Origin of the sequence: Eubacterium limosum, assembly GCF_000807675.2 — a bacterium.
GTDB classification, from domain to species: Bacteria; Bacillota; Clostridia; order Eubacteriales; family Eubacteriaceae; genus Eubacterium; species Eubacterium limosum.
This window is the reverse complement of the sequence record NZ_CP019962.1, coordinates 3,287,902-3,302,555: the sequence shown is the minus strand read 5'-3', so window position 1 is coordinate 3,302,555 and position 14,654 is coordinate 3,287,902. Positions and strand designations below refer to the sequence as shown.

Here is a 14,654-nt window from a genome sequence, read left to right as displayed (position 1 = left end):
GTTCAAGATTTTTATGGACTCTGGCGACATTTTAAGAGAAACACAAGCAATTCAGCCTCACTTAGCAGGATGAATTTTACATCTTTTTTACTAAGTGGGGCTACATTATGATATAATAAAGAGATAAATAAAGATTATTCGAGGTGACACGATGAAAAATATCAGTATCATAGGCTCTACGGGGTCCATCGGCACGCAGGCGCTGTCGGTGGTCGACGAATTTCCTGAGGAGCTGAACGTTGTCAGTATTTCCTGCTTCAACGAAATTGACGCCATGGAGGAACAAATCCGCAGATACCAGCCTGAGCTGGTGGGTGTGATGGACCCGGACGCTGCTTTTGACCTGAGAAAGCGTATCCAGGCGGAGTTTCCGGACATCGAGGTGCTCTCCGGCATGGAGGGGCTCATCGCTGTGGCGACCTGCGACTCTGCAGAAATGCTGCTGACCGCTGTGTCCGGCATGGTCGGCCTGCGGCCCACGCTGGCCGCCATTGAGGCCGGGATCGACATCGCCCTGGCCAACAAGGAAACCCTGGTGGCAGGCGGCTCCATTGTCATGGAGGCTGTGGCGAAGAAGGGCGTGGCCCTGCTGCCTGTGGACAGTGAGCACTCCGCCATCTTCCAGTGCCTCATGGGCAATGCGCACGAGGAGCTGAAGAAGGTCATCATCACGGCCTCCGGCGGCCCTTTCCGCGGTAAGGACCGCGCTTATCTGGAGCAGGTGACCCTCGCCCAGGCGCTGAAGCACCCCAGCTGGTCCATGGGGCCAAAGATTACCATCGACTCCGCCACCCTGATGAATAAAGGGCTGGAGGTGATCGAGGCCAAATGGCTCTTTGACCTGGAGCCGGGCCAGATCGACGTGGTGGTTCACCCCCAGAGCATTATCCACTCCATGGTTGAGTACAAAGACCGCGCGGTCATGGCGCAGCTTGGTCTGCCGGACATGGCCCTGCCGATCCAGATCGCTTTCTTCTACCCCGGCCGTGTCGAAAACACAAAGCCGACTCTGGACCTCGCCGAGGTGGGCACCCTGACCTTTGAAAAGCCGGACAAGGACACCTTCCGCTGCCTGGCGCTGGCCTATGAAGCCCTGAGGGCCGGCGGCTCCATGCCCGCGGCCCTGAACGCTGCCAATGAGGTTGCGGTCGCCCGTTTCCTGAAGGAGGAAATCGCCTTCCTGGATATCCCGAGAATCAACGAGGCGGTCATGAACCAGCACGTTCCGGTTAAAGCCCCAACCCTTGAGGACATCCTGGACGTGGACGAGTGGGCCCGAACGGTGGCTAAAAGCCTGTAAAACCAACATAAACCCTGCCGCACAGCATCATCCAGTTGTGCGGCAGGGCTTTTTATTTTTCTCAGGCGGCCGCGCTAGAGCAGGCCCTCGCCCCGGATAAAGGACAGCAGCTGGTCTGCCGCCGCCTGGGGGGATGGATCCCTCAGGATTTCCCCTTTTCTGCCGCGCTGGCGGTTCACGATCGTCTTTACACGGAGGGCTCCCTCCCTGGCGGCTTCTCTCTTATATTCAAGGCGCCGCAGCGGCTTATCGTAGGCTTCTCTGATGCCCGCAAAGGTGGCGTAGCGCGGTGCGGCCAGCTTATCAGTCACCGTGGCCAGGCAGGGCAGCGGCGCTTCCAGAAGCACCTCCCGGCCATCGAAAAGGCACTGCGCGCACACCTGCCCTCCCCTCAGGGTAAGCGTCTGGGCCTGGGTGAGCTGTGGCAGGCTCAGCGCCTCTGCCAGCAGTGCGCCGGTCTGGGCCACATCGCTGTCAATGGCCTGCCCGCCCATCAGGATCAGGTCCCAGCTGCGGTTTTCCAGGGCGGCCTTCAAAGCGCTGGCCGCCGCCCCGGCGAAGGTACCGTCTGGAAACGGCACCTCTGCCCGGACCGCCTCGTCACAGCCCATGGCCAGAGCCTCCCGCAGGATTTTCTCTGCTGTCTTTTGCCCGGCGCAGAGGACCGCCACGGTGCCGCCCTCGGCCTCCCTCAGCCGGAGAGCTGCCTCCACCGCCGCCTTATCGTCCGGATTCATGCCTCCTGGGGCGGACGGGGCTGTCAGCTTTTCCTCCGCCGAATCGGCCAGCACAGGCACATTGTCCGAGAGCGGCCGGATACATACCACACATTGGATCATTTCACGCTTCCCTCTTTCCTCTGGAATTTGAAGCTTCGCTTAAAATAAACGGCTCTCTCTGGGTCTTATGCCCCTTTTCCTGGCAGAGGCAGCTTTAGTGACAAGCTTCTTTTGTAATACTAATATTTAGCATACTAATTGTCAAGAGGTTTTGCCGATGCGGCGGGATGATAACATCGCAGGGCGCTCTGAATGGGCCGCCTGATTTAAAAACGACATTTGCGTCATTTTTAAACATTATTATCAAAACCCTCTTGCAGCAATTCTTTCAGGGCATACAAAAAGCAGATACGCCGAAACAGCGTACCTGCTCAGAGGTTTGAATTTTTATCAGCGAGCCATAGAGCCAAAAGAGTGCGCCCCATTTTCCATCCGCTCAGATCCTGCCGGGATGATACGTCGTTTCGGCGTATCGTCTTGTCTCTGCCGGAGATGAGGCGGCGTTTCGGCACATCATCTCTGCTCGCACTATTTTTCGTCAGGAGCGTCAAAGCGGAAGCGGTCGTCCTTTTCGGCGTTGACGTCATCGTCAGCATCAGCGTTAAGCTTGGCGCCGAAGAAAACCTCGTCCTCGCGTTCCCGTTCGTTTTCGGATTTTTCCTCGCGCTGTTCTGCTTTCTTTTCTTCAGTGGCGGTCACTGGCGCTCCAAAGCGGAAAGCGTCATCCTCCTGGGTATTGACATCGGCGTCACGCTGATCCTGGTTAACCTTTGCGCCAAAAAATATTTCATCGTCGCGTTCGCGGGCGTCTTTTTCTGGTGAATTGTTTTTATCCTTCATGGTAAATTCTCCTTTCAGTTTGTTATTTTTCTATTTACCCGAAAGGGCTTTCTTTAAGCAGACCACGATTAAAAGTTTAAGGGACCCTGGAGACAGGCGCGCCGTCCAGCCTGAGGCGGATTATCCCCGCGCCGGGCAGCCGCTCTGCGCCGGAGATGCGCAACACAGCGGCACTGCCGCTGTCCCCAAAGCCCCGCGTATCGGCCCGGCTGCGGGCCTGCAGCTCCCAGTCCAGCGCCAGGCTGACCTCTGGGCAGTCCCTCGGCAGCGACAGGGTGCCTCTCGGGTAGGTGATGGTGTAAGCCTCCGCGGTAAAGACAAGGTCCTTCCGGCGGTTTCTGGCAATGAGAGGCCGTATTTCAGCGGGTGTAAAAATCCATTTCCGGCGGATATCCACCGCGTAAAAGGAGCGGTCCCTCGGGCTTTGCCGCGCCGGGCTGTTTTCAGACCCTGTCTCCTGCCGGACAAGGGCTTCTATGTCTTCGGGGGTCAACACCTCGGCCTCGTCGATCTCCATGAGGGATACGGGGCCGATCTTCCCGGTGGTGGGGTCCTCGCGCGCAAGCTGGTGCCTGAGCCGGCCGGCCCGTGCCAGCATAAATTTGCGCTGGCGATGGAAGGCGTAGGCCTCCATCATCGCCCCGGCCAGCAGTATGGCGCCCAGCTGCCAGAGGCAGAAGCTCCTCAGGATACCGGCGATGCCGGTCTCGGCCAGAAAGCGGATATAGCTGTCGGCTGCGCCCAGCCGCCCGGGCAGGTTGATGGCGGTGAGGAAAATCCCCACGATCATCAGCACGCCGGAGCTGATGGCCAGGGAGCTGCCCGCCCACCAGAGGGTGCGCATAAAATGCTTCCAGTTGAGTAAGGCGAGCAGGGCGGTGAGCACAAGGGCCGCAAGGGCCAGGCCAAGCTCCAAGCTGCCAGCCAGGCCAAAGCCCCGGCGGATCATCCCGGCCACGCCAAACTGGGTCAGGAGGTCGGGATTGAGGATCATGACCGTATTGTTGAGCGCGTCCACCGAGGCGTCCACAATGCTGGTGACCTGGGCGGCGGCGTTCTCGTCATAGCTGAGCCCTGATTCGGCCAGGTGTTGGGCCACGTAGTGCTCGACCGAGCTCTGCAGGGCTGTCCGGTCAAAGGAGGGCTTATATTCGCGGCTTTCTCCCCTCAGATACGCGATCAAATGCTCGGTGCACTGCCTGGCGTAGCTTTTCAGAAAAGCCTCGTCCACGGGCGCCTGGAGGATCTCCTGGGGCACGTTGTTGTACCGGGCGATGATCTCCAGCTTGTTGTCGGATTCTGCGGCCATACGGCCAAAATAATCGTCCCGGGTGTAGTAGGGTTCATAGGTTCTGGGGTTAAAAATCACCTTGTCGGTAAAGAGCACGAGCTGCAGGCCCAGGAGCACAAACACCAGCCCAAAGGACAGGAGCATCCTGAAAAAATCTTTTCCGTCATTCACGGGCGGCGGCCTCCTCTCCAAAGCTGTGGGGCGGCCCGCTCACCAGGTGGCATCGGACTGCGTAGCGCTGGGGCGCGCCGCCGATAAAATTAAAGGGATAGCAGGTAATCAGGTACAGGGTCTCCTGGCTGGCGTTCAGCAGGCCTGCAATGTCCGCCGGGTAAAGAATCATGGCCTCGTCCACGGCGTATTCGTAAGTCCCCCAGGAGGTGTCCACAGTCACGCTGTCGCCGGGCTCGAGGGCGCCGATGCCTGAGAAGTGGGTGGTCCGGTGGGCGGTGAACAGGATCGAGCTGTTTTCGCCGGGCAGGTCGGAGCCGTAAAAATGGCAGACACCCTGGCTCAGCAGGGCCTCGGTATCGCCCTGCATAACCGGATAGATCAGATTGATCGACGGGATCTGGACCGTGGCGAACTCGGTGCCAAAGGCCGGGTATTTTCCCGCCTCGGCCGGGGCGATCTCGGTGCTGCTGTCGTTCAGGTATACCTTAAAGGCGGACACTGCCATATCCACATAGGGCAGGCAGGCCACGCAGAGGACCGCGACCGTCGCAATCAAAAGAAAGACAGGGGCTAACCAAAAAACCCCTGTCTTATGGGCGCGGGTGGGGGCGGTGTTCGCCGCGATCCCGCTTCTTTTTCTGCGAGCGGATGATTTTTTCACTTCGTCGATGGTCACTCCGGACGCGGGCTGTGGCAGCGCGCGCGGAAAGTGCTGTCTTTTTCTCTTTCTTCCCGACGAGCCTGACGCCGGAGCCGGCAGATTGCGCGGCTGGGTCCGCCGGTGTTTTTTTCTGGTATCATCCATCGCTTTTCCTCTCAGCGGATGGCTTTTCTTCTCAGAGCAACGAACCCGGCGGCCGCCAGGGTAGCAGCGCCCAGAACGCCTGCGAGAATAAAGGCGGTGTTGTCCACCGCGGTCTTGCCCACGCCGGTGACAGTGGTGGCTGCGCTGCCACTTTCACTCACGCTGCCGCCGCCTACAACCACGCCGCCGCCGCTGGCCGCGGATACGGTAAAGGAAACGCTCTTGCCCGGCGCGGTGACGGTAAAGGTCACGGAGCCGTTGACAATGTCGCCGACAGCGCCGGAAAAGCCGGCTTCGTTACAGGCTGCGGTAAAGTAGCCGGACACGGCGTTTAGCATCGCGGCGTTGCCCTGGTCCTTCACGGCAGCCGCCGCTTCTCTGGCCGCGCTGATGTTTCCCACAATGGCGTCGGCCTGAGCCTGTGTGAGGGTAGTGGCCGGATCGGCCTTCAAAAAGTTTTCGGCGATGCCGACAAGGTCACCTGGCACACCCGCGCCGCTTAAGGCTGCGATCACCTGGTCGTTGGGCGTGGCCGCAAAGGCGGAGCCGCAGGCCGCGAACAGCAGGGCCGCAGTGGCCAGCAGAGTGACGAGTTTTGTTCTTAATTTTTTCATTTTGCCTCCTGATATGGTTGCCGCGCGGGCGGACGTCACGCGCCCCCGCGGCTTTTTCAGAAAAATCATAAAAAAAATGCTGCATGGGGAGGCACCACCACACAGCAATAATAAAGTCATTAAATACTGAAAATACGTACACAAAACAAAGCTTACTGAATATTTCTTTGTCATTATTATAACGAATCGCCACTTCCCTCTTGTTTTTGAAAGAAAAATAGCCTATAATATTCAGTATGCGGTACGCCCCGGCTGGGACGTTGTGTATGGTGGTGCTATCACCCTGCGCAAGCCGAATCGTGGTACCAGCACGGTTCGGATGCCGCTTTTTTTATTGAATTTTTCTTAATCCTTATTATATCCTCTCCACCGTTTTATTGCAACCAATTTATTTTATTAGGGCTGAAAATCTTACTTTTTAATACAAAGTTTCTCTTATTGTTACTTGAAGGGCTTTATTTTTCATAACGCAAAATTCCCGGACATGCCCATGTGTTATGAGAAATCGCTCAAACCCGCATAAACAGGCGGTTTGCAGGACAGCAAAACTCATAACCTCATAACGCACATCGCCCGGGCCGTTTTTAGCCGGGGCGGTCCTCAGACTGAGCGATCCATTTGGGATTGACAATATATTTGTAAAAAACACGCCTGCCATTCTGGTCCCGCTCTATTTTTAAATAACCGTAATCTACCAGAATATTCAGGAAAATTTCCGCGTCCGCGCCTTTTTTGAAGCTCAGGTCTCTCAGATTCCTCGCAGCGTCGTAGGCGGTAAAGACCTCAAAGTTATGCTTATCAATGGCCTTGAGCAGTTTTCCGGCTTTCTCCATGTTTTTGTCATCGCCCATGATCTGGTGGGCGTGCCGGGCGTGGTCGATATAGTAAGTCCAGGCCAAATCACAGGCCTCCTTCATGCTAAAATAGTCCACAGGCGTTTTTCCTGCCTCTTTTCGGTATTTGGCCACATGCATGAGCCCTGCCAGTCGCAGCACCTGTCCGGGCAGCTTGGAGGTCCACTCCTTGAGGTTGGCGAGATCGCCGTTGTTCCGTTCGTCCGCGGCTTTTCGGAAGCCCTTGAACAGCTCGGCGGCATCCTCACTCAGGGTCAGCATCTCATAGGCATCCTCCTCGGCCAGGGCGATCAATTCTTCCAGCAGATTTTCATAACGTTTTTTTACTTCCTCATCGAGCTTGGGCGCGCCCTCAATTTTGCGCTTGCCCAGCTTGCTCTCCGGCAGGCTGAACAGGAAACGGGCGGGCAGGCCCCTTTCCAGCAGGATTTTGTTCTTGACCACCCGGTCCAGCACATCGGGCTGAACCATGAGGTTCATGGTCAGGCGGGGATCGTTGATATACTCCCCGGGGCGGCCAACCCGGTCCACGATGATGGTCTCGCCGGAGTAGGCCTGGAGGTAGTTGGTAAAATTGGGCTGGCTGTCGTAAAGGCCCGCGATGTTGGAGAACACGGCGCCCTCGGCGGAGATAATGCTGATCCGGCCCTTGTTTTCCTGGAGCAGGCCTGCCAGCTTCTGGGAGGTGACGTCGTTGGCCACCAGCCTGGGCGGCGCGGATTTTTCCAGGGCTTTGATCTCGCGCAGCTGATCCTCCATCTCGATGAGCTTGGCCTCCTTTTCATCCCCCTTAAGACCGCCGCACGCCTTGCGCATGGCCTCGTAGGCGCTGCGGGCCATGTCCAGCCGCACCTCCACCGAGATGGCCTTGTCGGCATAGTCTCTAAAGAGCTTTGTCTGGTGCTTAAAAAGAGGGTTGGTCACTGCTTTCATAAGGTGGCTTTTCCCCTCTCCGGGCCGGGCCACGCCCAGGACAAAGAGGCCCAGGGGCTCGTACCATCCGGTTTCGGGGCTGATACCGTAACGCCCCTGCAAAAGGGCGGCCAGGGTGCCCAGCATGGCGGTGCCGGCCAGATCAGCGGACATCTCCATGGATTCGGACAGATTCTTGCAGTACTCGAAAAGCTCGATGGGCAGATTCTCCATCGGGAACCTGGGCAGGGTAGTATTCTCCTCCAGGGGACGCAGCGGCTTGAAGCCGTCTTTCCAGGCCTGTGCCTGTTTAATGGCCTCAAGCGTTCGCTTGTATTCTTCCTGGTCAAGCTGGCGGCATTCCCCTTCGTAGTAGATTTCTCCCTGATATTCCTTTATTTCCTCTTCGCCATAGCCGTACCGGGTCTCACCGTTCTCATCAATTTCCTCGATGATGGGCAGACTGACGGTTCTTCTGGGCGGCACCACTGTGATACCCGCCTTGTCCTTCCACCGCTCACGCTCTTCTTCCTCATCATCAATCATCACCACCTCCAGCATCTCCTCAGGCGGCTTGGGCGCTGTTTCCAGGCGCGCGTCTTTTTCATCTGTTTGCATCATTATTTCCTCTCTTCAAAACGCGCCATGCTATGTGCGTTATGACGTTATGTATTTTGACAGGCCGCAAAGCGCCTGTTTATGCAGGTTTTGGCCATTTCTCATAACACATGGGCTGACTTCGGAAAATTGCGTTATGAAAAAGCGGCCTGTTTTAGGCTGTCGGCAAAAGTTGAAGGGCAAGGGAGAATGACGGTGAGTCCAAAGTTAGAATAACTTTGGGGAACAAACCTAATGCAAAGCTGGAGAATGACAGGAACAAAATGCTGCGCATTTTGATTAGATTTGCGGCCTCAGGCCGCTGTTTTAATCGCTTTTACGTAAGTAAAAGGGGGCTTTCATTCTCCATTTTCAATTCTCCATTAATACCAAACCGCTTCATGACAAGCTTTGTCGACACTCTATTTCTTTGGCAACTTCGGCCTGCAGGCTTCACAGGGCACTGCGGTCTGGCATTTGCCACAGCCGTATCTCGGTGAAAACAGCTCCATTGTGTGGTCTAAAAAAGCGGCGCAGGGCGGATGCGCCTTGCCCTTTTCCAGGGTGATGGCCCCGGCCGGGCAGCGGCGGACGCAGGCGCCGCACTGGGTGCAGTATTCGTAACGGTCTGTGTAGGGCCGCAGGCTGGGCGCGATCGCCTGAGTGGTGACCACGCTGAAAAGCCGGCCGGCCATGCCCTTTTCGGTAATGATTCCCCTGGATAAGCCAAAGCTGCCCAGCCCGCAGGCGTAGGCGGTGTGCCGCTCGGACCAGTTGCTGGTAAAGGCCGGTCCGCCCGGCTCCTCTGGGCCGCCCGCGTCGGACCAGGAGCGGAAGCGCGGGTCCAGCATAGGGGCATTGACTGAGCCGCCGCTGCGCCTGAGCGCGTCCATCAGGGTTTCACAGAGAAGATTCTGGATGAGCTGCTGGCCCTCGATGCGGCCGATGAGCCACTCCTGGCTCGGCAGGGCCTTATCCGCGCGGTTGGACACCCGCACTGCCTCGGTATAGGCCAGAAAAACTGACACAACGCTCCGGGCGCCGGGCAGCCAGTCCTCTGGCAGGAGGTAGTGGGGTCCCACCACGCCGGGCTCCCTGAAACGCCTGAACAGCGGATCATCCGCTGCGGCCACGCCCACCAGAGCCTCCTCATAAAGCATGAGCCCTCCTGGCCCGGCATTGGCCTCGCCCGTCTCACGGCTCCGCACATTGAGGCCGCTTGTTTGCAGCAAAGCATCCATCAAAGCTTTTATTTCCTTCACTTCCATTTTTTACTCCTCCTTATATCCTGCTTTTTCAGCCGGGTTCTGTTCTTTAATTAAGCTGACGGGCGACCGCGCGGCAGAGCGCGCAGGGGGAATCGTAGTCCCCGGGGCTCACCTCGACCCCGCAGTCTCTGGCGGCGGCGATCAGGCCGCGGATGCCCCGCTCGAGCAGGGCGCGCATGAGGGGCTGCCGGTTGGGGTTATAGCCTCCCAGTATATCGGCCATCGCCTCACGGTGCAGATTCCCGATGACAAAGCCGCACACCCGCACGCTGCCGTCCGGGTCCACCGCCAGAGCGGTCGGGGCGTCGGGACGCTCGGTATAGGCAGCCGTGCCGCACTGAAAGGCAGTATCCAACGGCGTCCTCTGGAAATAATCAGCGAGGTAAATGCTGGCGTTCCCCCCAGGAAAAACGCGGTTTCCCGCCCCCACAGGCAGGCGCAGCGGCTCGAACCGGCTGAGGCATGCCCTGGTTTTCGCGTCATAGGGATCGCGGCTCTCCGGGCCTTTAAGCCACGCGGGGTGCAGGGCGGTGACGCTGCCCAGCCCGGCTTCACACAGGGCACGGGCAAAGGCATACTGCTCCGCCAGCGGCAGGTGCTCGGTGTGAAAGGCATCCACAGATAAAAGGATTTCATTGACGCTGCTGGCCTCCAGCCGGTCGGCTGTATGCTCCCGGAGCGCCTTGTCGTGGGTAAAGCAGCCGCTGGTGATCAGCTGCCGCCTGGGGATGCCAAGGGCCTCTGCCCGCTGGTGCACAGCGCAGACAGTGGGCACGCACAACAGCGGCTCGCCGCCAAAGGTCAGGACCGATTCCAGCGCGCAGGCGCGGTCCACCGCCTCAAGGGCAGCGACGGCCTCCTCTGGCGAGAGCGCCCCGGCAAGCCTGTCCGGGCCCAGTGAGCAGTGCGCGCACCGGCTCCGGCAGCGGTGTGTCACGCTGAATTCGATCCGCTTTACATGTTTTAAATAGGGATTCCTCTGGTTCATATTATCCTCCTCCCACGCCTGTTCCCCAGGCTCTCACGATGGCTTCTGTACGGGCTTCCGCGGCCATACCGTTATAAGAATTTTTATTCAATCTAATAATTTATTATATCCATTATAGCACCCAGCACCTTACTGGTAAAGCTTTATTTGAATTGATATTTTTTTAACTTTCTATTCCGGCCAAAACTGCCCGCGGCCATAAAAAAAGATGATGTGCCAAAACAGCACATCATCACAGGATGCTTTTTTCTTCCTTAGGTCAAAGGCTTCGTCTCTCAGGTTTTTAGACAGCCCAAAGCGGCCAAAGGCCACATATTATCAAATCTGCAAGACGGATTTGCACCATAATTTTCCATTTTCAATTTCCATTCTCCCCTGACTTCCGCCTTTGCATCACGCGTCACAATTCTTTGGCAGGGTCACCTTAAAAGTAGTGCCTATTCCCACTGAGCTGGTCACCTCGATGGTTCCCTTGTTGTTCTGGACAATGTGCTTGACGATGGCAAGGCCCAGGCCGGTGCCGCCGTTTTCCTTGGATCGGCTCTTATCCACACGGTAAAAACGCTCAAAGATCCGCGGGATGTCTTCCTCGGGGATACCGCAGCCGGTATCCTCTACCAGAATGCAGAAATACGCGCCGTTTTCGTAGACCGACACATCTACCCTGCCGCCCTCGTCCGTGTATTTGATGGCGTTGTCCACCAGGTTAATCATCATCTGCCTGAAATCGTCCGGGTTGATGATGACGCTGATGTCGCCCTCCTTCTGATAGCGCAGCTCGATACGCTTGGACTCGGCCGTCATTTTGAGAATGTCGAAGATCCGCAGGATTTCCTGGTTCACACCGATGACCTCGCGCTTGTCCTCGCCGCTGCGCTGGTTGTTTTCCAGGTGCGAGAGGATCAGAATATCGTTGACCAGGCGGGTCAGGCGTTCACTCTCATCGGCGATGATGCTGTAAAAGCGGTCCAGGGTGGCCTCGTCGGTAATGTGGTTTTCCTGAATGGTCTCAATGAAGCCGCGGATGGTGGTGATGGGGGTCTTCAGCTCGTGGGACACATTGGCCACAAAGTCCCGGCGGATATTTTCCAGCCCCTTAATCATGGTAATATCCTCCAGAATGATGATATTGCCGTTGTAGGTCTGGTCGCCCTTGTCCAGCATCTGGGAGCTTGTGACCTTGTAGACACGCTCTTCGATGCGGGTTTCGTAGTCCAGCCGCCCGTCCTCGGTCTCTGCCAGCTTATCCTGAAGCTCGTACACAAAGGGATCGCGGTAAACCTCCAGAATATTCTTCCCCTTGATTTCCTTCTTCAGGTCGATGTTAAAGATGCCCCGGGCCGTATCGTTGATCAGGATGATCTTGTTGTCCCGGTCCACAGCGATGATGCCCTGGTTCATGCTGGACAGCACAGAGGACAGCTCAATATTCTTGCGGTTGATCTTGCTGAAGGAAGCGTCCAGCTGCTCGGCCATGGTATTGAGGGAGTCGACCAGGTCGCCGATTTTATCGTCCCTGAGCATGGTGAGCTTTGTCTTATAATCGCCCCGGGCAATCTTTCTGGCGAAAATGGTGACCTCGTCCAGGGGCCTTGTCTCGTTGTTTAAGAGGAAGGCAAAAATCACAATGGCGATGAGGATACTGGCCAGAGCCACAAAAATCAGGTTGTTGATAATGCTGTAGCTCACATCCTCCATGACGTCAAGAGGCACCGCGATTCTTACAATATGCGTTATCTGCCCATCCTGATAGTATGGCGCTGCCAGATAGAGCATGTTCTTCATAATGGTGTCGGAATAGCGCACCGAGGTGGTGGGCGTCCCCTTCATGGCGCCCTGGACCTCGGGCCGGCTCAGGTGGTTATCCAGCGAACCGATACCGCTCAGGGACTCAAACAGGACGTTCCCCTCCACATCAATGATGTTGATGCGCTGGTTGGTGCTGTTGGCATAATGCTCCAGCCCGGTGACGTCGCCGGTCTTGATGTAGCCGGGCATCAGGTCCTCGACAATATACTCGCTGTTGCTTTTCAGGTTGCTCTCAGTGGATTCATAGTAGGCATTCTTGAAGATCACATAGGAGAAAACGCCTGAAAAGGCAGTGACCAGCACGATCAGGATTGAAAAGACAATGGTGATGCGTTTTTTCATTGATCACTTCCCAGGTTTTCTACCAGGCGGTAGCCCACGCCGCGCACGGTTTCGATGTATTTTTCCTGGTCGTCCTCAATCTTCTTCCGCAGGTAACGGATATGGACATCCACTGTCCGGGTCTCGCCGTAATACTCATAGCCCCAGATTTCGTCCAGCAGCTGATCCCGGGTCAGCACCTTGTTCTTATTGTTTGCCAGATACAGGAGCAGCTCGTACTCCTTCAGCGTCAGCGACAGTTTTTTGCCGTTTTTGTATACCTCGAAGGAGCCGGGCAGGATGCGCAGGCTGCCCACTGCGATCTCCTCTGTGTCTGAGCTTTTGATCATCTCGGTGCGCCGCAGGACAGCCTTCACCCGGGCGTAGAGCTCCTTCACGCTGAAGGGCTTGGTCATATAGTCGTCCGCGCCCATCTCCAGGCCAAGAACCTTGTCAAACTCCTCGCTCTTGGCGGTGAGCATGATGACTGGAATGTAAGACAGGTTTTTATCCGCCCGCACCTCACGGCAGATGGTAAGCCCGTCCTTGCCCGGCAGCATTAAATCCAGAATGATCAGATCTGGCCGGATGTCCACGATTTTCTCAACCGCGCCGGTCCCCTCATGGACCCCCGCCACCTCAAAGCCCTGGGCTTCCAGATTGAATTTAATCAGCTCAAATATATTAAGTTCATCTTCTATAATCAGGATTTTTTTCATTTTCTCTCCAATTCTCGCTCAATTTTAACATAATATGATTATAGCATATGTTGTGTTAAAGGCATGTAAAATCTAGATTAAATTTAGTTTATTAAAAAAAAGAGAGGCTACGCACTAAAAAGTGACAGACTGCCGCCCGCAGATACCAGCGATGTCTGCCCCTAACTTGCTTTAGCATGGCGTTTACGCTGATCTCAAAAGCGACTTAGTCCCGTTTCAGGCCATCGGAGTGATCAGTTTTTACAAGTTCTCATTTAAAAAGGCAGGATATTTTTGTAAAACACATCACCGATCAACCACTGACCTGAAACGGGCTGCGCTGCTTTCTCGACAGAGATCACACCACGCTAAAGCAAAACGGGACAGACGAGAAAGAGGGTATCTGCGGGCTTTGTTTGTGTCGAAAACCGCTGATATTAAGGACGCGGCAGCCTTCTAAGTCAATGGATTGTACAAAAAAAGCTGTCCGCGGATTAAAGAACACCCGGTTCGAGATTAAAGTGCACACCGCAGGTGTCGCATTTTACGGAGAGAGGGTGTTTTTAATTCACGGACAGCGGCAAGGGCCTCAAGCTTTCGTAATCCTTTGACCTTCAGCCAGTATACCTGTCACTCCCTAAGCTCCCGAAAATGCTGCCAGTGAATCCCGATATGCCCGATGCCCAAAATCACCACAAACACCACCATCCAGATGACCCTCCCGTAGATCCCCAGGAGCAGAAACGAAACCACCGGCAGCGTAGCACCTGCCAGCGGCACACCGCAAAAGCTTGAATAAAAATCCTTAAGCTTCTGCCCGCTTCTAAAATACCGGACCCAGTAGCCCTCGTACAGCAGCATCAGCCCAAAGGACAGCGCCAGCCACAGGCTCCAGGGCGTCAGGGGGCGAAGATTAAAATCCGTAAAGATCAGGGCGCAGCAGCTCACCCCCACCTGCCCGACGCGCTCGCACCACACCAGCAGTTTATTCTCATTTCTGAACTCATAGCCCTCCGGCTGTCTTCTTGTCCAGATCAGGTTGGGGATGAACAGCATCAGCAGATACAGTACACCGATGTATGAAAATCCAAAATGTCCCATTCTTTTCCTCCTCATTTTTTATAAACAGCGTCGCCGCATAGTTAATACCGCTATTATATCACGTTTGGATTAAAACTTTTACATTTTATCTTGACACCCAAAGCAAATGTGATATGATAATAAAAAAGCATAAAACATTTCAGGTGCTGCATGGCAGATAATAGGGAACTAAGTGAGATTCTTAGACGGGCCCGCCGCTGTAAGTGGATTGCCCGGCTCATCACCACTGTCCAATAGGATGGGAAGGGAGCCCGGCGTTAATCCTCAGTCAGAAAACCTGCCTGAAGTGGTTTGACGGTCTTT

Annotated in this window: 12 protein-coding genes and 1 riboswitch; of the genes, 1 reads left to right on the top strand and 11 read right to left on the bottom strand. The window is 55.8% G+C overall.

Features of this window, described 5'->3' with window-relative positions; translation table 11 throughout:
• The first annotated feature begins 151 nt into the window (after positions 1 to 151).
• Positions 152 to 1,300 (top strand): 1-deoxy-D-xylulose-5-phosphate reductoisomerase, encoded by a 1,149-nt coding sequence (locus B2M23_RS15405; RefSeq protein WP_038353902.1) that lies wholly within the window; start codon positions 152 to 154, stop codon positions 1,298 to 1,300.
• Positions 1,301 to 1,374: 74 nt separating this feature from the next.
• Here B2M23_RS15405 and B2M23_RS15400 read toward each other — a convergent pair whose 3' ends face one another.
• The 11 genes from B2M23_RS15400 to B2M23_RS15350 form a co-directional block, all read right to left on the bottom strand.
• Positions 1,375 to 2,139 (bottom strand): electron transfer flavoprotein subunit beta/FixA family protein, encoded by a 765-nt coding sequence (locus tag B2M23_RS15400; RefSeq protein ID WP_052237456.1) that lies wholly within the window; start codon positions 2,137 to 2,139, stop codon positions 1,375 to 1,377.
• Between the two features lie 468 nt (positions 2,140 to 2,607).
• Positions 2,608 to 2,919: a hypothetical protein gene (locus tag B2M23_RS15395; RefSeq protein ID WP_038353903.1), complete on the bottom strand. Its 312-nt coding sequence runs from the start codon at positions 2,917 to 2,919 to the stop codon at positions 2,608 to 2,610.
• A 76-nt stretch (positions 2,920 to 2,995) separates the two neighbouring features.
• A complete protein-coding gene (locus B2M23_RS15390) occupies positions 2,996 to 4,381 on the bottom strand; it encodes a hypothetical protein (RefSeq protein WP_038353904.1) in 1,386 nt (461 codons plus the stop codon).
• Entirely contained in the window at positions 4,374 to 5,189 is an 816-nt protein-coding gene (locus B2M23_RS15385; protein WP_052237457.1) for a class D sortase, read from the bottom strand. Before B2M23_RS15385 ends, B2M23_RS15390 begins: the two co-directional genes overlap by 8 nt.
• An 11-nt stretch (positions 5,190 to 5,200) precedes the next feature.
• The gene (locus tag B2M23_RS15380) at positions 5,201 to 5,803 is read right to left on the bottom strand and encodes a hypothetical protein (RefSeq protein WP_146209118.1); all 603 of its coding nucleotides are present in this window, start codon (positions 5,801 to 5,803) and stop codon (positions 5,201 to 5,203) included.
• Between the two features lie 584 nt (positions 5,804 to 6,387).
• Complete coding sequence (locus tag B2M23_RS15375) at positions 6,388 to 8,190, bottom strand: YfjI family protein (protein WP_038353906.1); 1,803 nt, start codon at positions 8,188 to 8,190, stop codon at positions 6,388 to 6,390.
• A 398-nt stretch (positions 8,191 to 8,588) separates the two neighbouring features.
• Positions 8,589 to 9,434 (bottom strand): 4Fe-4S binding protein, encoded by an 846-nt coding sequence (locus tag B2M23_RS15370; protein WP_038353907.1) that lies wholly within the window; start codon positions 9,432 to 9,434, stop codon positions 8,589 to 8,591.
• Positions 9,435 to 9,480: 46 nt separating this feature from the next.
• Positions 9,481 to 10,422: a radical SAM/SPASM domain-containing protein gene (locus B2M23_RS15365; protein ID WP_038353908.1), complete on the bottom strand. Its 942-nt coding sequence runs from the start codon at positions 10,420 to 10,422 to the stop codon at positions 9,481 to 9,483.
• 393 nt (positions 10,423 to 10,815) lie between these two features.
• Positions 10,816 to 12,573 (bottom strand): sensor histidine kinase, encoded by a 1,758-nt coding sequence (locus B2M23_RS15360; RefSeq protein WP_038353909.1) that lies wholly within the window; start codon positions 12,571 to 12,573, stop codon positions 10,816 to 10,818.
• Positions 12,570 to 13,271 carry a response regulator transcription factor gene (locus tag B2M23_RS15355; RefSeq protein WP_038353910.1) on the bottom strand — a complete coding sequence of 234 codons (702 nt, stop codon included), beginning with the start codon at positions 13,269 to 13,271 and terminating at the stop codon, positions 12,570 to 12,572. Before B2M23_RS15355 ends, B2M23_RS15360 begins: the two co-directional genes overlap by 4 nt.
• A gap of 609 nt (positions 13,272 to 13,880) precedes the next feature.
• A complete protein-coding gene (locus B2M23_RS15350) occupies positions 13,881 to 14,351 on the bottom strand; it encodes a hypothetical protein (protein WP_038353911.1) in 471 nt (156 codons plus the stop codon).
• Positions 14,352 to 14,475: 124 nt separating this feature from the next.
• A riboswitch (cobalamin riboswitch) is annotated at positions 14,476 to 14,650 on the top strand.
• The last annotated feature ends 4 nt before the right edge of the window (positions 14,651 to 14,654 follow it).